The 21,563-nt window shown below is 51.3% G+C and carries 22 protein-coding genes; 10 read left to right on the forward strand and 12 right to left on the reverse strand.

Annotated elements, in window-relative coordinates; genetic code table 11:
- Positions 1-53 precede the first annotated feature (53 nt).
- Both DA718_RS24570 and fhuF read left to right on the forward strand, forming a co-directional pair.
- The gene (locus DA718_RS24570; RefSeq protein WP_110272703.1) at positions 54-1,100 is read left to right on the forward strand and encodes a GGDEF domain-containing protein; all 1,047 of its coding nucleotides are present in this window, start codon (positions 54-56) and stop codon (positions 1,098-1,100) included.
- Between the two features lie 109 nt (positions 1,101-1,209).
- On the forward strand, positions 1,210-1,998 hold the full coding sequence (fhuF, locus tag DA718_RS24575; RefSeq protein ID WP_112215085.1) for a siderophore-iron reductase FhuF: 789 nt from the start codon (positions 1,210-1,212) through the stop codon (positions 1,996-1,998).
- A 48-nt stretch (positions 1,999-2,046) separates the two neighbouring features.
- Here fhuF and DA718_RS24580 read toward each other — a convergent pair whose 3' ends face one another.
- On the reverse strand, positions 2,047-3,390 hold the full coding sequence (locus tag DA718_RS24580; RefSeq protein WP_112215086.1) for a PTS sugar transporter subunit IIC: 1,344 nt from the start codon (positions 3,388-3,390) through the stop codon (positions 2,047-2,049).
- 341 nt (positions 3,391-3,731) lie between these two features.
- On the opposite strand from DA718_RS24580, the gene DA718_RS24585 reads away from it, so the two are divergent.
- A complete protein-coding gene (locus DA718_RS24585; protein ID WP_112215087.1) occupies positions 3,732-4,190 on the forward strand; it encodes a YbaK/EbsC family protein in 459 nt (152 codons plus the stop codon).
- Between the two features lie 13 nt (positions 4,191-4,203).
- Here DA718_RS24585 and bglJ read toward each other — a convergent pair whose 3' ends face one another.
- From bglJ to pobA, 4 genes are all read right to left on the reverse strand, one after another.
- Positions 4,204-4,884, reverse strand: a complete 681-nt coding sequence (gene bglJ / locus DA718_RS24590; protein WP_112215088.1) for a DNA-binding transcriptional activator BglJ — start codon at positions 4,882-4,884, stop codon at positions 4,204-4,206.
- Entirely contained in the window at positions 4,845-5,567 is a 723-nt protein-coding gene (locus DA718_RS24595; protein WP_112215089.1) for a helix-turn-helix transcriptional regulator, read from the reverse strand. Before DA718_RS24595 ends, bglJ begins: the two co-directional genes overlap by 40 nt.
- Positions 5,568-5,848: 281 nt before the next feature.
- Positions 5,849-6,718, reverse strand: a complete 870-nt coding sequence (locus DA718_RS24600; RefSeq protein ID WP_112215090.1) for a helix-turn-helix domain-containing protein — start codon at positions 6,716-6,718, stop codon at positions 5,849-5,851.
- 21 nt (positions 6,719-6,739) lie between these two features.
- Entirely contained in the window at positions 6,740-7,924 is a 1,185-nt protein-coding gene (pobA, locus tag DA718_RS24605; RefSeq protein ID WP_112215091.1) for a 4-hydroxybenzoate 3-monooxygenase, read from the reverse strand.
- Positions 7,925-7,938: 14 nt separating this feature from the next.
- Between pobA and DA718_RS30295 the strand changes: the two genes are divergently transcribed.
- The 7 genes from DA718_RS30295 (at position 7,939) to opgB (ending at position 13,946) form a co-directional block, all read left to right on the forward strand.
- A complete protein-coding gene (locus DA718_RS30295) occupies positions 7,939-8,241 on the forward strand; it encodes a hypothetical protein (protein ID WP_142512623.1) in 303 nt (100 codons plus the stop codon).
- Complete coding sequence (locus DA718_RS24610) at positions 8,208-8,984, forward strand: threonine/serine exporter family protein (protein ID WP_110272711.1); 777 nt, start codon at positions 8,208-8,210, stop codon at positions 8,982-8,984. Before DA718_RS30295 ends, DA718_RS24610 begins: the two co-directional genes overlap by 34 nt.
- Entirely contained in the window at positions 8,975-9,448 is a 474-nt protein-coding gene (locus tag DA718_RS24615; RefSeq protein WP_112215092.1) for a threonine/serine exporter, read from the forward strand. Before DA718_RS24610 ends, DA718_RS24615 begins: the two co-directional genes overlap by 10 nt.
- A gap of 109 nt (positions 9,449-9,557) precedes the next feature.
- Complete coding sequence (gene dnaT / locus DA718_RS24620; protein ID WP_112215093.1) at positions 9,558-10,097, forward strand: primosomal protein DnaT; 540 nt, start codon at positions 9,558-9,560, stop codon at positions 10,095-10,097.
- Between the two features lie 2 nt (positions 10,098-10,099).
- A complete protein-coding gene (gene dnaC, locus DA718_RS24625; RefSeq protein ID WP_014227813.1) occupies positions 10,100-10,837 on the forward strand; it encodes a replicative helicase loader DnaC in 738 nt (245 codons plus the stop codon).
- 65 nt (positions 10,838-10,902) lie between these two features.
- A complete protein-coding gene (locus tag DA718_RS24630; RefSeq protein WP_112215094.1) occupies positions 10,903-11,397 on the forward strand; it encodes a YjjA family protein in 495 nt (164 codons plus the stop codon).
- Between the two features lie 257 nt (positions 11,398-11,654).
- Positions 11,655-13,946 (forward strand): phosphatidylglycerol--membrane-oligosaccharide glycerophosphotransferase, encoded by a 2,292-nt coding sequence (gene opgB, locus DA718_RS24635; RefSeq protein ID WP_112215095.1) that lies wholly within the window; start codon positions 11,655-11,657, stop codon positions 13,944-13,946.
- Between the two features lie 47 nt (positions 13,947-13,993).
- On the opposite strand, the gene DA718_RS24640 is transcribed toward opgB, so the two are convergent.
- The 7 genes from DA718_RS24640 to DA718_RS24670 form a co-directional block, all read right to left on the reverse strand.
- Entirely contained in the window at positions 13,994-15,004 is a 1,011-nt protein-coding gene (locus tag DA718_RS24640; RefSeq protein WP_167492829.1) for an SIS domain-containing protein, read from the reverse strand.
- A 17-nt stretch (positions 15,005-15,021) separates the two neighbouring features.
- The gene (locus DA718_RS24645) at positions 15,022-16,083 is read right to left on the reverse strand and encodes an SIS domain-containing protein (RefSeq protein ID WP_112215097.1); all 1,062 of its coding nucleotides are present in this window, start codon (positions 16,081-16,083) and stop codon (positions 15,022-15,024) included.
- Between the two features lie 12 nt (positions 16,084-16,095).
- The gene (locus tag DA718_RS24650) at positions 16,096-16,947 is read right to left on the reverse strand and encodes a PTS system mannose/fructose/sorbose family transporter subunit IID (protein ID WP_112215098.1); all 852 of its coding nucleotides are present in this window, start codon (positions 16,945-16,947) and stop codon (positions 16,096-16,098) included.
- Positions 16,925-17,704, reverse strand: coding sequence for a PTS mannose/fructose/sorbose/N-acetylgalactosamine transporter subunit IIC (locus tag DA718_RS24655; RefSeq protein ID WP_004108505.1), 780 nt, complete (start codon positions 17,702-17,704; stop codon positions 16,925-16,927). Before DA718_RS24655 ends, DA718_RS24650 begins: the two co-directional genes overlap by 23 nt.
- Before the next feature lie 16 nt (positions 17,705-17,720).
- Positions 17,721-18,191: a PTS sugar transporter subunit IIB gene (locus DA718_RS24660; RefSeq protein ID WP_112215099.1), complete on the reverse strand. Its 471-nt coding sequence runs from the start codon at positions 18,189-18,191 to the stop codon at positions 17,721-17,723.
- Between the two features lie 14 nt (positions 18,192-18,205).
- On the reverse strand, positions 18,206-18,628 hold the full coding sequence (locus tag DA718_RS24665; RefSeq protein WP_112215100.1) for a PTS sugar transporter subunit IIA: 423 nt from the start codon (positions 18,626-18,628) through the stop codon (positions 18,206-18,208).
- 99 nt (positions 18,629-18,727) lie between these two features.
- Positions 18,728-21,493, reverse strand: coding sequence for a sigma-54-dependent transcriptional regulator (locus DA718_RS24670; protein WP_112215101.1), 2,766 nt, complete (start codon positions 21,491-21,493; stop codon positions 18,728-18,730).
- Positions 21,494-21,563: the final 70 nt, after the last annotated feature.

Raw genomic sequence — 21,563 nt, forward strand, 5'->3', positions numbered from 1 at the left:
TTTTTTGACACACATCATATTGAATTTTAACGATTAATAATGACAATTCCAACATGACTGCACAATCCTGGCGATCTCATTACGAACAAAAATATCAGTATTCCTTACGGCTTTTTTTACTGCTTAATTTTGTTTCAGCCCTCTTATCCCTGGTCAGCCCACTCTTTACTGTCATTAGTTTTACCCTGCCCTGCTTCCTGATTGTTATCTGCAGTTCAGTCCTGCTGTTATGGCACTGGAAATTCTCGCAACGCAAAATAAATATTTCATTTATTTCTCTGATATTTGGCCTGCTTTGGGCATGGCACGTTACGTTAAAAGCCATGATGCTGGGGCCACCGCATTTTAACTATCTGGTGATCGCCTTATTAAGCGTGTTGTTTATTGGCACCATTGCTTTTTCCAGCAATATCATTGCGTTCACCTTGCACTCATTACCGACATTCGGTGCCTGTTTGATCCTGGCCGAAGGAGAACAATGGCTGCGCATGTCTTATTGTTTTATCCTGCCTATTGCAGGTATCACCCTCCAGAGCTTAATTCAGAAGCGTAGCGATGTATTCACTCAGGGACTGATGGATAAGCTATTGAAGGAGCGTAATACCCTTAACGATCTCAGTATGTTGGACCCCCTCACCGGTTTGTACAACCGCCGCGGTTTACAAAATCGCCTGGACACGATCCTCTCATTAGACAGCACTGAACATTACGTCCTGCTGCTGGATATTGACCACTTCAAAGCCTACAACGACCACTATGGCCATATGATGGGCGACCAGGCGTTAATTCAGGTTTCCGCGGCAATTCGCAACGCCGTGCGCTCACGCGATATTGTTGCCCGCTTTGGCGGCGAGGAATTTATGGTGCTTTTAACCAGCAGTACGGCTGAAAATGCCCTTCTGGCCGCAGATCGTATCCGCCAACGCGTCTACGATCTAAAAATTCCGCATATGTTTAACGAAAGCGTCGCTACCAATGTGACGATTAGCATCGGCATGACGCCGCTGGTTGATGCCGACATTGATGGCGCACTGAAACGTGCAGATAACGCGCTCTATGAAGCGAAAAATATGGGCCGTAATATTATCCTCGCTAGCTAGCTTTATACCGCGCAGCAGAAACCTGCCGCGCGGACAAATCTCTTGCCATTCGGATATCGAACAACTAGTATCAGAAATCATTATCATTTAGATTTGTATCTAACATCCGATGGCTTACCGTTCACTTTCCTTCAGCGATGACATCATCTGGCGGGCTCCGCTCCCTTTGGCTGAGCGTGAACTGGCAAATGCAATCCGCGAAAAAATCACTACCCTACGCCCCCATCTGCTGGATTTTCTCCGTCTGAATGAAGAAGCGCCTCATCATGCATTAACATTGGCGGAATGGTCTCAGCCAATGGCGCTGAGTTCCCTGCTGGCGACGTATTCTGATCATATTTATCGCAACCAACCCACGCAGGCGCGTGAGCAAAAGCCACTGCTATCCCTTTGGGCACAGTGGTACATCGGCTTACTGATCCCGCCGTTAATGTTGGCTCTGCTGAGCGAAGATCGCGTCATCAGCCTGGCACCGGAACATTTCCGTGTTGAGTTTCATGAAACGGGTCGTGCAGCCTGTTTCTGGATTGATGTCCATTGCGCACAAGCTTCATCAGAGCAGTCTGCACAATCGCGAATGGAAACCTTAGTCAACTGCGCTTTACAGCCCGTCATTCAGGCGCTTGAAGCTACTGGTGATATTAACGGCAAGCTTATCTGGAGCAATACCGGTTACCTAATCAACTGGTATCTGGGTGAAATGAAAGCACTGCTGGGAGATGAACAGGTCACCCTTTTACGTCAGCACTGTTTCTTTGAAAAACAGCTTTCCGATGGACGGGATAACCCACTGTGGCGTACGGTTGTTTTACGTGAAGGGCAGCTCGTGCGCCGCACCTGCTGCCAGCGCTATCGCCTTCCGGATGTTCAGCAGTGCGGGGATTGCACGCTAAAATGACATCGATTTATAGAACAACGGGCGGCTAATTAAGCCGCCCGTTTACGTTTACGCGGTCTGCTGGCTTTCTTGTGCCAAACGCTGCGCTTCTTCAGCCTCTTGTGCTAACAGTTGCTTCTCATACACTTTAAAGAACGGGAAATAAATAACTGCCGAGACGCATGCCAGGATAACCACCAAAATCGCCGCCCGGAAATCCCACCCCAAGGCCCACGCGCCGCCAATCGGTGCCGGTGCGGTCCACGGAACGACAGATATAACCCGGCCAATCAAATCCAGCTTCATTGCCGCCCAGGCCAGCACGGCGTTAACCATTGGTGCCAGCAGGAATGGAATAAAGAACACCGGGTTCATGACAATAGGTGTACCGAAAATAACCGGCTCGTTAATGTTAAACAGGCTGGGCACAACACTCAGACGACCGATTGAGCGCAGATGTGCAGATCGACTGCGCAGGTAGCAGAATACCAGCCCCATCGTTGCTCCTGAACCACCAATCACAATAAAGAATGTCCAGAACGCCTCCATAAAGATATGTGGCAACGGTGCGCCCTGAGCCAGGGCCTGCTGGTTCATCCCAAGGTTAGTCAGCCAGAACATCTGCAGCATACCTGAAACAATAGCCGCACCGTGGATACCCGCGAACCACAGCAAATGACCAACCAGCACCGCCAGTAAAATCGCCGGTAATGAATCCGCCGCAGAAACCAGCGGCTTAAAGATAGCCATGATAGCCTGCGGGATCAGCATATCGAAATGATGCTGGATAAACAGGCTCAGGGGATAGAGCGTTAGGACTACGACCAATACCGGAATCAATAGATCAAAAGAGTTTTTGATCATTGGCGGCACCTGATCTGGCAGGCGAATACCAATATTGTGCGCCTTAAGGAAACGCATCATTTCAACGCAATAAACAGCCACCAGAATCGCGGTAAAAATCCCCGTCCCGCCCAGGCTATCAACCGGCAAATTGCCATTCGTCTTCGGCGCCGCTACGAGCAGGAAAGCCATAATTGACAGCATCGCGCACATGAAAGGGTCGAGCTGATTCGTTTTTTCGTAGTGTTTACCCAGGTTGTAGGCAATAGCGGCACAAATGTAGATAGACATGATGCCCATCGTCATATCGAACGGCGTTAAAATGCGCCCTTCAAACTCTTTTGCTAAATCCAGCCACGCGCGAGCAAACCCCCATGTGGTATCCGGCGAAAACGGCGGATAAGCAAATACCAGGAGAAAGGAGCCAACAATCATAAACGGCATTGCAGAGATAAAGCCGTCGCGAATAGCCATAACATGGCGCTGAGACGAAATGCGTCCGGCGACCGGGCTGATGTAATTTTCTACAAAGCGAAATATCAGATTAAATGCAGCATGGTTAGCAGACATAGCAGCCCTCCTGACAGGCTATAGAAACAGGCCCAACAATGATTATCTTGCCGTTGTGGTAAACCTAATTCGGTGAGTGGATTAGCACGGCGGATAACCCACTGGCTATACTGCTCAAATAGGTACGACTCATACACGGCTCTTTTGTTATAGATGACGCAGGGAAGTTACTATTTCAGTATTCATCGCATGACGGATAACTGCAACCGGTTACAGTAACCGGTTGCAGTGATTGTGAAGAAGATCCAGGAATTAGAAAGATTCTTGATTGTCTGCCAACAATATTTACACTTTGCGAAGCTTATTACAGATTTTTAACAGACACTCATCAGGAGAGCGCAATGAGTCTGCAGTCCGTGCGGCAATTTTTTGCTGACCACGCCCCCGATATCGAAATCATCGAACTTAACCAGAGTACGGCTACGGTGGCACTTGCCGCTGCAGCGCATAATGTTGAGCCCGGGCAAATAGCGAAAACCCTGTCTTTAAAAGTAAAAGAACGGGTTGTACTTGTTGTCGCAAAGGGCGATGCGCGTCTGGATAACAAAAAGCTAAAGGAAGCGTTCGGTGCGAAAGCACGTATGCTGAGTAGTGATGAGGTAGTTACGTTAACCGGGCATCCCGTTGGCGGGGTTTGCCCATTTGGCCTGGAAGTTCCACTGGCGGTTTACTGTGACATTTCGTTGAAACAGTACCCGGAAGTTCTACCAGCAGCCGGGTCAATCCATAGCGCCGTTCGTATTTCACCCGAACGAATGGCGCGGTTGACTGATGCAACCTGGATTGACGTTTGTCTTTAATAAACGGCTAACGCTACAGGGCGAGCCGCATACCTCTGGTATCATCGTTATTCGCTGACAAGCGCATCAGAATATCTGCTGCGCTCAGGAGGCCCATATCTGAGCTGACGCCAAGTTTGGTCATAGCGTTAAATTTATGAGCGCGAATAGTTTTGATGTTTCGCTCCAACTGTGTCGCAATCTCAGGCAACGAATAACCGTAAGACATATAGCGCAGAATGGTATGTTCCGTCGGGCTCAGGATTTGGTTACATAAACCTTGTTTTTGGTTTACAACGCTCTCATTGGCCTGATGACTATGGTCGAGGAGTTGAAGCAACCGTTCCTGCAACTGTATACGGCAAGCTGATTTATTAAAAATACCATGCAAACGGGAAGGCGTAAGGTGACTAATCAGTCGCATTTCCGCTTCATCAGTAGCTAAGACAATTCTCTGCATTTCAGGACAATAGCGCGCAATTTCGTGGAGAAAAAGTAAACTCTCCAGTCTGGACCTGCGATTACCAGAAAGTGAAAAAATAATCGCAGTAAAATCTTTAGATTTAAGTTCTCGCTTTAATGCCTGAGTATCTTTAAAGAAGCGGACACTATAATTCTTGCCGCTTTCACGAGTTAATATGTGGCGAAGAGCCACTTCAGTCATCGCGCATTTTTCTACGACAGCGACATATCGTGTTGTGAGATCTTTTTCCATTCCGATTGTTCTCCATAGGCTGAATAAATATTCAGCTCCTTCATTCCCTGTGCACTATTAATCCAGGCATACATCTCTGCATTACTGCGCAAAGACAAACGGCGCATCGCACTATTTTTTTGCGCGCTTATGGTTTTATTACTTTTTTTCAATAACGCAGCAATTTGATTAATTCCCCACCCTTTGGCAAGAAGCCTCAGGACCTTACGCTCAGAAAGCGTAAGAATGACCAACTTTTGCTGCTCTTCGCCAATATTCGCCATCTCTGGTGAGAATAAGGTCTGACTAATTCTCTCGGCGGCAAGGCCACCAGCACGAACGACTTCAATTAAACGCTTCACTGGTTCGCTATCAGATATTAATGTACTTTCAGGCCGCATTAATAACTCAACAGCTAATGGGAAGCAGGCGCTACCAACCATAAAGACCCAGTGTATATCCCTGTACTGAGTCATTAAAGAATAGTAATGTTCACAAATATTTCTTGGCTGCTCAATTTCGCCAGATAAATCGGCGATAACCAACACTGCGCGACGTAATTGAAGTAGGGTTAACTCGTCCTGGGAACGACAAAAACTCAGTTCATAATCAGGGAGATGCTCCCCAACGATTGCTTTCAATCCGGACTGCATGACCGGTATCCTGCTGATAATGATGCCGAACTTACCCTGTCCTGGTAACATAAACCCTCCGCTTCCTGTCGAAGATTCACGCCCGGCAGAAAAACAATCAGATAGATAATTGAATAGCCACCCGTATTATTTTGCCAAAGTGAATCTTTATCATCCCTGGCGAGCGCCCTATACCACGCTCTGAAACCAATTTGTATTATATGGTGAGCAACGTATTACTGCTATCCACGCCAATGATTAACATTAACACAGATAATTTCCAGTAATAAATTAGAAAAGGTTAAAACCTTCGTTAGAAGCGCTAACTTAAGACAAATTAAATAAAGAAATATTTATTTTATTTTTTTCCTAAATGCTTTAGGCGATTCACCGCTATAGCGACGAAAGAAACGAGAGAAATAGGCTGCATCAGTAAATCCTAAATAATCAGAAAGTTGAGCAATGGTCATGCTGGTGTATTGCAGATTGCGACGAGCCTCAAGCATCAACCTTTGGTGTAAAACACCAAGGGCACTGCAGCCATAAAATTCACGGCACAAATAATTCAAGTGCGTCACAGATAGCCCCACTAGCCTGGCGTACTCCGCTAAAGGCATATGCTCACGATAGTGGCTTTCAATAAGACGAGAAAAATGACGCATAACGCTACGTTTGCGTTCCGCTTTGTCCTCCGTAACCGGCGTCGGGAGATACTGCCGATTTAACCACACCAGCAGCGCCCCCAATAGAGAATGCAGCATCATCTCGCGCGCATCGTGATCCTCGCAATACTCTTCTCGCAAGGCGGTAAAAAGCGCCCGGATATGGCCCCGGGACTCTTTCACCGACACGCATTGTGGCTGACCGAGTACATCCAACTGACGACCAAACTGGTTTTCAAAACGTCTGAGCAGCGGTAGCGCCAGTGACAAAACGTATCCTTCCGTCCCCGGAGAAAACCGAAACCCGTGAATACAAAGCGCAGGAACAACCTGAATGCAGGATTCAGTCATCACAGTGGTTGCCCCTTCGATTTCGATTTCTGCCCGCCCTTTATGCAGGTAAAGCAGCTGTACCAGCTCAGCATGCTGATGCACACGGATATGCCACTCATACAGACGACTACGCTGAAGTATCGATTCGCAGTGCAGGAGGTCGGGAGTTGGCCAGCCGTGATCTTCGCCATACAGTTTAAAAACGGGAACGGTTTTCGCTGCCTGCATGACGCCTCCTGCTCATTTCGCTTATGCCACGCGCTCTATCGGCAGACCGACGTAGTTTTCAGCGATAGTGGTGAGCCCGGCGCGTGATTCAAGATAATAGCGACGATCTGCCGCCTGCATTTTTCTATCAAACTCGCTTTGTTGCGGGAAATCATGCAGCAGGCGAGTCATAAACCAGCTGAATCGCTCGCCTTTCCACACGCGGTCCAGGGCGAAGCGGGAGTAGCTTGCCAGCAGGTCAGTGCGACCATGGTGGTAATATTCACGTAGGATCCGCCATAAATAGTTCACATCGGATGCGGCCAGATTTAAGCCTTTCGCTCCGGTCGGCGGAACGATATGCGCCGCATCACCCACCAGAAATAGCCTCCCATATTGCATGGGTTCCACCACATAACTGCGTAGCGGCGCAATACTCTTTTCAAGTGAGTGACCAGTCACTAACCTGGTAGCCAGCTCATCGGGCAAGCGCAGCTTCAACTCTTCCCAGAAACGTTCATCAGCCCAGTCATCAACCTTTTCGCTTAGCGGTACCTGTAAATAGTAACGGCTTCGAGTTAGTGAGCGCTGACTACACATTACAAATCCGCGCTCATGATGGGCATAAATCAACTCTGGGTTAACTGGTGGCGTATCAGCCAGTAACCCCAGCCAGCCAAAGGGCCAGACGCTTTCATACTCTTTAAGAACCCCTGACGGGATACTTTGTCGGGAAACGCCGTGAAATCCATCGCAACCAGCAATAAAGTCACACTCGAGGCGAATGCTTTCACCATCGCTGACAAAAGAGACCGACGGTCGGTCACTTTTCGCATCATTAATAGTGACATCGCTGACGCCATAAATAATCGGTGCTCCGCATTCCGCCCGTGCCGCCATTAAATCCCGCGTCACTTCGGTCTGACCGTAAACCATCACACTTTTACCTTCAGTAAGCTCCGTCAGAGCAACCGGCACGCGCTTGCCGTCAAACAAAAACTCAACCCCATGATGTACCAGCCCTTCCGTATCCATCCGCCGGGCAGCCCCTGCTTCACGCAGCAAATCCACCGTTCCACTTTCCAGAATCCCCGCGCGGATCCGCCCCAGCACGTACTCTGGCGTTTGCCGTTCGAGGATGACGGTTTGGATCCCGGCGCGATGTAATAACTGCCCTAACAGCAGCCCGGAAGGACCCGCTCCGATAATCGCAATCTGTGTTCTCATAGGGCCACCTCAACATGGTTAATTATTTGTTTGTTTTTTGTTTATTAAAAGTTCCAATTTGCATTTTTGATAAGTCTGAGGGGAAAAAGAAGGGAGAATCTGGCGCAAAAATTGTACTTTTCACCAATCTTGCGAAAGTGTGGCAGAGTTCAAATTATCAGCAGCCAGCGAAGCGGGTGATTTTTTACACATTGTTTGATCCTGACCGCTCAGATAAAACAAGACTTCAGGTAAAAGTATCGCCAGACACTCTGGTATTGGGCATCACGGACAGTAGGTATTTATGCAAGCAGACAGGGCAACCCAGCGCGCAATAACGCGATTGTGCATTCAATGTGGTCTTTTCTTATTACAACACGGCGCAGAGAGCGCACTGGTTGAAGAGCTTTCAACACGTTTAGGCCGGGCGTTGGGTATGGATAGCGTTGAAAGCGCGATTTCCTCTAACGCGATCGTGCTCACAACAATAAAGGATGGCGAATGCCTGACGTCAACGCGAAAAAATACCGATCGCGGTATTAACATGCACGTTGTCACGGAGGTTCAGCATATTGTCATCATGGCGGAGCATAAGTTACTGGATTATAAAGATGTTGAAAAACGCTTTGCTCAAATCAAACCGCTGCGCTATCCGCGCTGGTTGCTGGTTGTCATGGTTGGTCTCTCCTGCGCCTGCTTCTGCAAACTCAATAACGGCGGCTGGGATGGTGCTCTCGTTACCTTTTGCGCCAGTTCAGTAGCAATGTATATTCGCCAGTTGTTAACCCATCGCTCAATGCATCCGCAGATTAACTTCTGCCTTACTGCCTTTGTGGCGACCACAATTTCTGGGCTAATGCTGCGCCTGCCTATTTTCGCCACGACACCGACGGTAGCAATGGCCGCCAGCGTGCTATTGCTGGTACCCGGCTTCCCGCTGATTAACTCCGTTGCCGACATGTTTAAAGGGCATATCAATACCGGCCTTGCCCGCTGGGCTATCGCCAGTCTGCTCACCCTCGCCACCTGTATTGGCGTGGTAATGGCAATGACGATGTGGGGGTTACGCGGATGGGCATAATCATGTATCTCTTTGCCCTGCTGCAGGATATGGCCCTGGCCGCTATTCCCGCCGTTGGCTTCGCCATGGTATTTAACGTACCGCAGCGCGCGCTGCGTTGGTGTGCTTTGTTGGGTGCCATCGGTCATGGTTCGCGCATGGTGATGATGACGGCAGGCTTTAATATCGAATGGGCAACTTTCCTTGCTGCTCTGCTGGTTGGCTGTATCGGGATCCAATGGTCCCGTTGGTATCTGGCGCACCCGAAAATTTTCACCGTTGCGGCGGTCATTCCGATGTTCCCCGGTATCTCCGCCTATACTGCGATGATCTCGGCGGTAAAAATCAGCCATTTTGGTTACTCAGAAGAGATGATGATTATGCTGTTGAGTAACTTTCTCAAAGCATCGTCTATTGTTGGCGCGTTATCTATCGGTCTTTCTATTCCAGGGCTTTGGCTGTATCGCAAGCGCCCGCGCGTATAGCCGACCGCGCCGCGGGTCACCTGCGGCGCTCCTTCCAGAGCGACCTCTGTGCTACTATGTGTGCAGTTACCCCCTTTCTATATTAGTTGTTCAGAGTTGAGATTGATTTATGTCTTCACGAATATTAACTACCGATTTTAGCGGTCTGGATGACTTCATGCAGGATCACGCAGCTGTACTGGCAAAATCGACCAGCGGCGCCGTCGCTGTATTTGCCAACAACGCCCCCGCATTCTATGCGCTGACGCCGGAGCGTCTGGCGCAATTACTGGAGCTAGAAGCTAAGCTATCGCGACCTAATAACGATATTGCCCTGGACGCACAGTTTTTTGACGAGCCGACGGCGACCCCCATTGCCGTACCGATGGGGAAATTCCCGATGTACGCCGACTGGCAACCGGATGCAGACTTTCAGCGCCTGGCCGCGCTGTGGGGCATTGCTCTGAGCCAGCCGGTCACGCCGGAAGAACTGGCCGCATTTGTCGCTTACTGGCAGGCGGAAGGTAAAGTCTTTCATCATGTCCAGTGGCAGCAGAAGTTGGCGCGCAGCGTGCAGATTGGCAGAGCCAGCAACGGCGGCCAGCCGCGACGCGACGTCAACGCGATTAGCGAACCTGATAACCATATTCCACGAGGATTCCGAGGATGAGCATGAAAAATGTCGGCGATTTAATGAAGCGCCTGCAAAAGATGATGCCAGCCCATGTCGAACCCGCGTTTAAGACAGGTGAAGAGCTACTGGCATGGCAAAAAGAACAAGGTAAGCTGCGTTCGGAAGCGCTGGAGCGTGAAAACCGCGCCATGAAAATGCAGCGAACGTTTAACCGCTCCGGTATCCGCCCACTCCACCAGAACTGCTCTCTGGATAACTACCGGGTGGAATGTGAAGGCCAGATGATTGCGCTGTCCAGAGCACGCCAGTATGTCGAGGAATTCGACGGTAATATCGCCAGCTTCATTTTCTCCGGTAAACCTGGCACCGGTAAAAATCACCTCGCCGCCGCCATCTGCAATGAGCTGCTACTGCGGGGTAAGTCGGTGTTGATCATTACCGTCGCCGATATTATGTCCGCGATGAAAGATACGTTCGGCAATCGGGAAACCAGCGAAGAGCAGCTTCTCACCGACCTGAGCAAGGTCGATTTACTGGTAATAGACGAAATCGGTATGCAAACGGAGTCACGCTACGAGAAAGTCATTATTAACCAGATTGTCGATCGTCGATCCTCGTCAAAACGCCCTACCGGTATGCTGACTAACAGCACCATGGATGAGATGAATAAACTCCTTGGCGAGCGCGTTATGGACCGTATGCGGCTGGGCAACAGCCTGTGGGTTAATTTCAACTGGGACAGCTATCGCGATCGCGTGACCGGAAAAGAGTATTAAGATATTTCTGAACACGGCCAGCGTTATAATCATGGAATTATTCAGTCACGGCGAAGAGTACGTCTATGAAATCTGCAAAAACGTTGTTCCGCACAGCGATAGTGGCTAGTGCTTTACTGGCCTTTGGCGCTCACGCCACCTCCTGGCAGGATTCTCTTTCCAGCGCCGCTAACCAGCTCAGCAGCCAGAACGGTAGCCAGCAAAGCGGCGGCATGTCGCTCTCCTCGCTCACCGGATTGCTAAACGGCGGGAGCCAATCTCTGACCTCCAGCAGCATGAACAATGCCGCCGGGATTATGTCTTATTGCGCAAAACAGAAGCTGGCTTCGGTAACGAATACCGAAAACATCAAAAATCAGGTTCTGGATAAGCTGGGCCTCAGCACGCCGGAAAAGCAAAAAGAGGACACCAATTACCTTGATGGCCTTCAGGGGCTGTTGAGTAGTAAAGACGGCCAGCAGCTAAATTTAAATAACCTTGGCAGCAGCCCGCTGGCGGAGAAAGTGAAAACTAAAGCCTGCGATCTGGTATTAAAACAGGGCGTTAGCTTCCTCTCCTGATCCCCTCTCTAAATGCCGCGTTTGGCACTTTAGTCTCGCCAGCGCGGCCGCAATGCTGATTTTTTAACATCTCTACCCCTTGAGCCCCTTTCATAAAGGATGTGAGGCGAGTCAAAAACGGCGATTTCTAAACCAATTCTGAACCACAGCACAAATTCATGACGATACAATTGCGGCGATATGGCGCTGCAATTACAGTGTAGCGTGAAAAAAGATCTATCTGGCCAGCCGACAACTGGCGTGAATGAGGATGAGCTGTGTCAGAGTTGTTATCCATCGCCCTGTTTCTTGCTTCGGTGATGATTTACGCATTAAAAGCCGGTCGTAATACCTGGTGGTTCGCCGCCACGCTCACGGTGCTGGGCCTGTTTGTTATTTTAAATATTACCCTCTACGCCAGCGATTACTTCACCGGCGACGGTATCAATGACGCGGTACTCTATACGTTGACTAACAGTCTGACGGGCGCAGGCGTGAGCAAGTATATTCTGCCAGGCGTTGGGCTGGTTGTGGCGCTGGTTGCGGTATTCGGCGCGCTCGGCTGGGTGCTTCGCCGCCGCCGTCATCATCCTCATCATTTTGGTTACAGCCTCGTCGCGCTGGTTCTGGCACTGGCCTCGGTGGATGCCAGCCCTGCCTTCCGCCAGATTAGCGAGCTGGTCAAATCCCAGTCCCGCGATGGCGATCCGGATTTTGTGGCTTACTATAAAGAACCGTCGAAAAGCATTGCTAACCCAAAACTGAATCTGGTGTACATCTACGGCGAAAGCCTTGAACGCACTTATTTTGACAACGACGCGTTCCCCAATCTGACGCCAGAACTCGGCAAACTCAAAAGCGAGGGGCTGGACTTCAGCAATACCACTCAGCTTCCGGGTACCGATTACACTATTGCCGGAATGGTTGCCTCCCAGTGCGGAATCCCATTGTTTGCGCCGTTCGAAGGTAATGCCTCCGCTTCGGTCTCCAGCTTTTTCCCACAGAATATCTGTCTGGGCGATATCCTGAAAAACTCCGGTTACGAAAACTACTTCGTCCAGGGAGCCAACCTGCGCTTCGCCGGAAAAGATGTGTTCCTGAAATCTCACGGCTTCGATCACCTGTACGGCGCCGAGGAGCTAAAAACGACGGTCGCCGATCCATCCTACCGTAACGACTGGGGCTTCTACGATGATACCGTTCTTGATGAGACCTGGAAAAAATTCGAAGCGCTTTCGCAATCCGGAAAACGTTTTTCGCTGTTTGCTTTGACGGTTGATACCCATCATCCGGATGGTTTTATCTCCCGTACCTGCCAGCGTAAAAGCTACGATATGGACGGCAAAAAGAACCTCTCTTTCAGCGCCGTCTCCTGTAGCCAGGAGCATATCGCGGCGTTAATTGAGAAGATTAAAGCCTCGCCGTGGTTCAAAAATACGGTCATCGTGGTTTCTTCCGATCACCTGGCGATGAAAAACAGCGCCTGGGATTATCTGAACAAACAGGATCGCAGCAACCTGTTTTTCGTCCTGCGCGGCGATGAACCCCAACAAGATACGCTGGCGGTTAAGCGTAATACCATGGACAACGGCGCGACGGTGCTGGATATCCTCGGCGGCGATAACTTTATTGGCCTCGGGCGCAGCAGCCTTTCCGGGGAGTCGCTTTCCACCGTGTTCCTCAATATGAAAGAGAAAGTACTGGCGTGGAAGCCCGACGTCATCCGCCTGTGGAACTTCCCTAAAGAGATGAAGAATTTCACCGTCGATTCGCAGAAGAATATGATTTCCTTCTCCGGCAGTCATTTCCGCCTGCCGCTACTGCTGCGGATTTCAGATAAGCGCGTTGAACCGCTGCCGGAAAGCGAATACTCCGCCCCGCTGCGCTTCCAACTGGCCGATTTCGCCCCGCGCGATAACTTCGTCTGGGTCGACCGCTGCTACAAGATGGGCCAGCTATGGTCGCCGGAGTTAGCGCTCTCCACCGACTGGTGCGTATCGCAGGGCCAACTGGGCGGTGAGCAGCAAGTCCAGCGCGTCGACAAAGCCCAGTGGCAAGGCAAGACGGCGTTCAAAGATACCCTGATCGATATGGAGCGCTATAAAGGCAACGTCGATACCCTGAAAATTGTCGATAACAACATCCGTTACAAGGCCGACAGCTTTGTCTTCAACGTTGCTGGTGCGCCTGAGGAAGTAAAACAATTCAGCGGTATTTCCCGCCCGGAATCATGGGGACGTTGGTCCAACGCGCAGCTCGGCAATGAAGTGAAAATTGAATATAAAGAACCGCTGCCGGAGAAATTCGATCTGATCATTACCGCCAAAGCCTACGGACCGAACGCTAATAAACCGATTCCGGTACGCGTGGGCAACAGCGAACAAACGCTCACTTTGGCTAATGATGTCACTACAACTACCCTGCACTTCGATAATCCATCACGCAGCAGTACGTTAACTATTGCGCCGCCGGATCCGCAGTCGACCAACGAGGGCAATATTCTCGGCCACTCCCCGCGCCAACTGGGTATCGGCATGGTTGAAATCAAAGTGGTGAAAAACGAAGGATAAAACAATCCTGCCCGGCGGCCAGCCAGACTGGCCGCCATAGACAAGATTTAGTAATCAAACTGTCGATAATAACGGCGGATGTTGAGATCGTGACCGGTATGATGTTCAAAATGGGCCGCCAGCCTGTCCACCAGCAGGGTTGAAACCACGCACGGCGCCATAATCCAGCGGAAAGCGTCATCAATGCCGTTCAGCGGATAATCGCGCGGGTCGATAACCACCAGGTGGTCGGTTATCTTCTGTGCAAAGCGTTCGACGCGCTCGTCCAGCGCCCGGCATTTACCCTCGCCCTTCACCAGAAACAGCGGAACCTCTTTTTCCAGCAGCTCCAGGGTGCCGTGGAAAAACTCAGCTGAGCTTACCGACTTAGTCCGCTTCCACTGCATCTCTTCGAGAATACACATCGAGAACAGGTAGACTTCCCCCCACATTTCCGCCCCGCCAATCCACATCATGTAGTCGCTATTATGATATTGCGCGGCAATTTTATCCGCCTGCGGATCGAACTGGCGCTTGGCTTGCAGCAGATTTTCCGGCAGCAATTCCAGCTGGCTGGCAAAACGATCGTAATTTGCGAAATCACCATGACGATAAATCACGCGGAAAAATAACCAGTACAGCAGCATATATTCATATTCCACGCCATTCTTGTGGCACATCGGAATATGCCAGCTGGCGGCTGCGGCCAATGGCGAATCGGCATGACGGGTAATCGCCACCACGCGGATTCCCTGCGCCTTGCACCATTCGGCAATGGCTACCGATTCTTTAGTATCGCCGGATTTAGATAACGTGACGACTACCGCTTCTTTATTTAATTTTTTATGCCCGCGATGAATTAATTCCGCAGCCTGTTCAAGATAAACCGGCACGCCAGTTAATTCTTTAGCAAACTCATTAATGGCCATCATCGGAGCCAGAGAACCACCTACCGATACAAAAAATAACGCGCTACAGCCGCTGTGATAAATATCGTCGGCGACGGTTTCCGCCTGTTTACGCGCAGCGATGATCTCGCGAGCACTGGTCAGGTACTCGTCCTGATTAAAACCCAACATAGTTTTCTCCTGAATAATCAGATTTTACTTTTTAATACGCGGTCAAAATCGTCAAAAATACGTATTGCAAGATCGATGCCCTTGAGTCCGGCGGTATGCCAGGCGAGCATTTGGATCGGCACAATCAGCAGCAACGGCGCCAGGTGATGTTCACAGGGGCAGTTTAGCGCCAGTGTTTGCTCATCTTCCTCACCGCTCAGCGTCAACGTAAAGGCCCGGGCAATGGACGGCGCCATATAATCGCGTAGAGCACGGGAGCGCTCATCCGGCGCGTCTTCAATAAACAGCATCACATGGCGGGCATTAGCCTCCAGATAAGGGCCGTGCATATACGCTTCCAGCTCAAAACCGCTGGAAGGCACGCGCACCGTTTCGGTAAATTTGGTTTCGAACTCCTTCGCCACCCCAACCAGCGCGCCATAGCCAGTGGCGACAAAGCGTTCGCCGCCGCGTAGCGCTTCGCTATGCCTGTCGATAAAACATGAGGTGCGGGCAATAACATCCGGGATCGCCAGCGCCAGGCGTTGTAGCTCTGCAATATAGCGCTCCTCCTCGGCCTCGCTGGCCTTCCCCTGGCTGCGGGCAATCATCAGCGCCATCAGCAGCAGATTCAGCACCGTTGCGCTAAATCCGCGGGTGACAAACCCCACGCTCTCTATCCCGGTATTGATATCAAGCACCCCGTCGCAGGACAGCGCTATCGGGCTTTGCGGGTCGGAGGTCATGGCAAAGACCGATAGATTCGCCGCCTGCACTTTACGCATCGCCTCCAGCGTCGAGGCGCTTTTTCCGCTCTGCGAAATCGCCACCACCAGATCGGTATGCGGGTCGATAGCTTCGTAATGGGTGAAGTTGTACGGCTCTTTAATTTCAACCAGCACGCCAAAGCGTTGTTCAAAAAAATAGCGTGCACAAAGGGCGGCGTTTAGCGACGATCCGGTCGCCAGCAGCAGAATACGCCGCACCGGGTGCTGGCGAGCAAAAGTCTCAATCGCCGCCAGCTTTTGCCGGTAGTCGCGAAGGATCTGCGTCAGGCAGGCAGATTCTTCACTGATGTAAGTCATCATCGTTGGTTTCATAGCTCACTCCCGTTAAAACAATCCAATCCACGAGCCCGCAATACCCACCAGCGCCATACCGCCGATAATAGAGAGCGGCTTAACCTTGCGCCCCAGCAGCCAGTAGACAATCCCGAAACTCACCAACGGCAGCATGCAGGGCATAACGTCGTTGATAATGTCCTGCACCTGGGTCTTCGCCTCCCCGGCGCCGAAAGAGATGGGGATGGTGATATCAATCATTGAGGCGGTCATCGCCCCCACCACCATCAGGCCGATAATCGACGCCCCGTAGGTCAGGCTCTCCATCATTCCGCTCTTCTGGATCCGCTGAAGTACTCCGGTGCCCAACACATAGCCCCAGCGGGTAAAGAACCAACGCACCAGAATATGTGGCACGTTAAACACCAGCAGAAACAAAATTGGCCCAAGAATGTTGCCCTTCAGCGCCAGGCTGGTGCCAATACCGGTGGCGATAAGACGTAGCGTCCCCCAGAAGAAAGAGTCACCAAGACCGGCCAGCGGCCCCATCAGCGACGCTTTGACGTTATCAATCGCGTTGGCATCCATGTTTTTCTGCTGGCTGTTTTTTTCCTCCATCGCCGTGGTGATCCCCAGCAGCAGAGTGACGATATGCGGCGTGGTATTAAAGAAAACCAAATGCCGTTTCAACGCCCCGGCCAGTTCCTCCTTGCGCGGATAGAGCTTTTTCAGCACCGGAATCAGCGCGTAAACAAAGGCGAGATTCATCTGCCGCTCATAGTTCCACGAGAACTCCATCTGGAAGGAGCGCCAGAACACCCGGCGTAAATCGCGCGGCGTAATACGGGTTTCTTCCTGCTCCTGCGGCTGCAGGGTCTCTTCAGAAATCATCTTCGTCGTCATCGCTAACTCCTTGTTCTGTCGTCGTACGAGGTGAGCTCAACGCGGTGACGTTAACCATGACCACCGCCACGATAGCGCCGAGAATAGCGATGCCGGTCACCGGGATTTTCAAGTAGGCCATCAGCACAAAGCCGAGGAAAAAGTACGGCGCAACTTTCTTGTTAATCAGCAATCTGGCAAGCATCGCGAAGCCCAGCGCCGGGATAATTCCGGTCGCCACGCTCAGTCCGTGTTTAATAAATTCCGGGATCGTATCGAGCAGGGATTTCACCGCATTGCTGCCGACCAGGAATGAGACGGTCACCACCGTTGCGAGCATTAATGAAAGCCCGAATCCGGCAATCAGATGCATACGCTCAATGCCGCGCGTATCTGCCCGCTCCGCGTAGCCGTCCGCCTTCTGGCTAAGCATCGGAATAAACATCCCCAGATAAACGTTTTTCAGGATCAACGTCAGGGTGGCAATCGGCAGGCCGAGCAGCAGCGCCGTTTCCGTTCCCGCGCCGGAGGTAATGGCGAACGCCACCCCAAGAATGCCGCCGGTGACCACATCAGGCGGAATAGACGCGCCGACGGAGAAGGAGCCAATAAACGCCAGCTCCAGCGTCGCGCCCATGATGACGCCGGTCTGCACATCCCCGAGCACCAGCCCGGTCAGCAGCCCGGTAACAATAGGCCGTGAAATCAGCGACGTCCCTAATGCATATTCCGATTGCGCGATAAACGCCACCAGACCCAGTAAGAGAGCCTCTACCATAATCTGTCCTCCGGAATTAAACACATTCCGCAAAAAGCTGTTTGCGATCGTTAGGGACCTGGCGAATTTCAACCTCAACGCCTTTCCCAACCAGTTGTTGCAGCTGTTCTATTTCTTCCGGCAGTAAATTAATAGCCTTAGAGATATTTTTACTCCCCTCTTTGGCCTTAATTCCGCCGAGATTAATACTTTGAATTTCGTCAACGGCACTGGCAATACGCCAGGCATCATTCACCGATTCCACAACAATAAATAAATTATATTTATCGGTAACCCCGCTTTTTATCGCTTCAATAGAGTCGTTAATATTTTTAATCACCAGCTTGACTGAAGGCGGCTTAGCGAGCTTAATCGTGGTCTTACGCAGTTCATCCTCAGGGACATTATCGTTAGCGATCAAAATACAATCGGCACCGACATATTGCGTCCAGGAAAAGGCTACCTGTCCGTGAAGTAATCGATGGTCTACCCTTAAAAGCGTAATCATAGTGTTCCCTCATTTCAGAAGTCTTTATCAGTGGTCATCGCACTGGCAATCGTTTGATTGCAGTACTGAATGCTCTCTTTGGCGCTTATTAATGCTTCAGAAATTAGCTTTTCGGTATTTTCTTCCCCTGCCGAAATAAGCAGGTCAATAATTAATGGCAGATTTAAACCGGACAATAAATGAAAGTGTGGGCGCGATAAAAAGCGCACAAACTCATTATTGACGCTACCGGCGAAGATATCCGTAATGACGATCAGCTCATCCTGTGCGGGAAAACGCGCCAGCAGCGTCTCCACCTGCTGCGTCAGATCGGTCTCCTCCTCCACATAGGCGCACAGGGTATAAATATCCGACTGCTTACCGAGGATCAGCTCCACGGAGTTCAACAGGCCGTTAGCAAAGGTGCCATGGCTGGCAAAAATATAGTGTCGTTTCATCCTTACCTCGAAAGCGCATTCCACTGCTTTCTTAATTGCAACCGGCGTGCCAGAAACAGTGGCGCGCCGGTTAGCGTAAGGACGAACAGACGAAAGGAATTAAAACTCTTGATCTTCCTGAATAAATTCTGTTTCCCGCGTCAGGATATCGTGAATGTAATACAGCTCAACCGGGGGGATTTTGACACTATACCCACTCTCTATGACACTAAAGGCCTCGCGCAGAATAAGCAGCTCATTCTCCGGACACTGCCTTCCCGAGTAATGGGTTGGCGAAGCGTTGCGAATTAACCGTTCAATCAGACAGCTTATATGCACATACAGCGCCACCTTACGATCGTTGGGCACACCGCAGCCCGCCAAATGCTCATAGCGCAGTAAAAACTGCTCAACCTGATTGATCACCTTTCCGGTATCGAGGATCGTCACCGACTCGATCACCCTGCGCAGCGAGAAATTCTTCAGAATCAGGTTATTGATTTCGCTGACCTGCTCGGGCGTAGCCCGTTCACCGAAGATCTGCATCAGCGGGCGACTTCCTTCGCCGGAAATCAGCGAATCCAGCGAGATCCACGGCAGATCGGCCAGATGCGGATCCAGGGTGCCGACGATCGCCAGCACCTCGTAGCGGCTCAGCATCGACACCCGCCGTGCGGGATCGGCGAGAGTTTCCACATCGCAGGCCACAATATCAATGCCGAGCGATTCAGGAATGCTGGCTTTTAACAGCGCCGACAAATTAGCTGCCGCCCCCAAACCGGTGGCGCAGGTCGTGAGGATCGCCCGCGGTTTGTCAGTTTGCGGGTAATAGAGCTGATGCTCAACCGCGAGGTCATCGCCAATCTCACGGACGATATCCTCCAGCATATCGCCCTGTAAAATGCGCTCGCCAACATACATCGCCATCCCGGTCGAGACGTTATTAATAATCGCCATCGGGGTGGTCAGGCGGCGGTTAAAGTGGCTATGAATCGCCTTCAGAGAACCCATATCGACCAGAATGATCAGCCCGGAGGCCAGCGCGTGGCTCTCAATGTAACTTATCACCTGGTCGGCGATAGCCTCCGGCGTGACGTCGAGCGGCATATCAAATGACTCAAACAGCTGGCTTTTCAATAGCCGGTTTGCCACGTTAGCAATACTGCTGGCGGTGGCGTAGCCGTGGGCCACAATTATCGCGCGAGTCACCTGCTGCTGGCTGATTGCGCCGGTTTTTTGCAGCCACAGCACCAATAGCAGCAGGTCAATGCGCCGGGGCTCGATATCCAGCTTCAGCGCCAGCGCGGCGAGGATCTCTTCGCAAAAGCGATACAGCAGCGGGAATTTCTGCGCCAGAAAATCCTCCAGTTGACGGCTTTTCTCACTGCTCATCCGGGACTGCGCCTGGCGGGAACGATGTATCAGGTAGTGGCTGAGGGCGTAGATACAGTTGCCGTTAAACTGGATATTGAAACATTTTTCAAGGCGATAAAACTCTTCCCGCACCTGGTGGGTAATCAGCAACAACATATGCGAACTGTTGGCATCATAGTTATCGAAAATCAGCCGGTCGAAGAGGGTTTCGATCTCCTCGCCCATGCTTTTTTGCGCCTCTTCCCAGAGCGTTTTTTTACTCAGTACCGCTTCATATAGCGCCAGAACCCGGCATTGGGAATCGTAAATCAGTCCCTGTACCGGGTCGCGCGCGCGCAGTAGCCAGACCAGGCTGGTCTGCGGTTCGATAAGCAGCGGCTCCTCCTGGCCCATCGGTTCGCTCAGCGCAGGCGTTGCGGCCATGATATTTTCGGGTAGGTCATGCAAAGTGACGTTAAGCACCTCGCTACCGGGACATTTAGCCCATGCCGACGCCACCGCGTACTTAATCACGTTCTTCAATTCCCCCACGTTGCCGCGATAAACATAGTGGGCCAGCACCTGTAAAAGCCGCGGCGTCAGCTGCAGCCGGGCGGCGAGCGTGCGCGCCTCCTGCCAGAAAAACTGCAGCATTAACGCCTCTTTCTCGTGACGACTGCGGTTTTGCAAATCCGGCAGGCTAACGAGGATCGGAATGCGGCGAATAAAGGTGGTCAGAAAGGTGCTGTGAATATCTTCGGTGGTGGCAAACACCAACCGCAGCGCAATCGGCAGTCCCTGTGCCGTTTCCCCTACCCGATAGATCTCCTTGCGGTCCAGCCAGGTAAAAAGCTTCTCCTGCCCCTGCGCATCCAGGCGATGAACTTCATCGAGAAACAGCATACCGCCGTTTGCCGCTTCAAACGCGCCGGCTTTATCGTTCTGCGCGCCGGTAAACGCGCCTTTGATGTAGCCAAACAGGTTGGCGGCCAGCAGCTCCGGGTTGCTGGCATACTGCGCGCAGTTAAAGCTGACAAATGGCGCATCAGGCTCCAGCAATCCCTGAGCGATAGCGAACTCGTGCATCAGCTCCGCCATATAGCTTTTGCCGGTGCCGCTGTCGCCGGTAATCAGCAGCGGCAGCCCGCCGTTGGGATAAAACAGCGCGGTTTTCATCTGCTCAATGGGTTTACGCAGGCTGCCATCATGTCCGGTCAGTAGTGAAAAATGATCCGCCTGCTCCGGCTGCCGGTCGCTTTCAGCCAGCAGTTCCGCCATGCTGGCGTACTCGCTGCGGGAAAGGGGAAAGAACTGCTGGCAGAAGGCTGCTTTATGCAGAAAATAGACCGGGCGAGTGTTGATCTTCACCAGCACATCCTGGGTAACCAGCTGGTTCAGATAGTGGCTGGCGGTATTTCTTTGCATCGCAAAACGCTGAGCCAGATAGCTGGCCGTAAAGACTTCGCTCAGGTTATCCGGATCAAAAAAATCCGTCTGATTTTGCAGAAAAGCCAACAGTTCCGTTTTACGCATGCATCCCCCATCATCGCCATCGCAGGCTCTTATGATGCGGGAAATCCACCAACCATTGGCGCTTAATTCA

The organism is Klebsiella huaxiensis, from assembly GCF_003261575.2.
GTDB lineage: Bacteria > Pseudomonadota > Gammaproteobacteria > Enterobacterales > Enterobacteriaceae > Klebsiella > Klebsiella huaxiensis.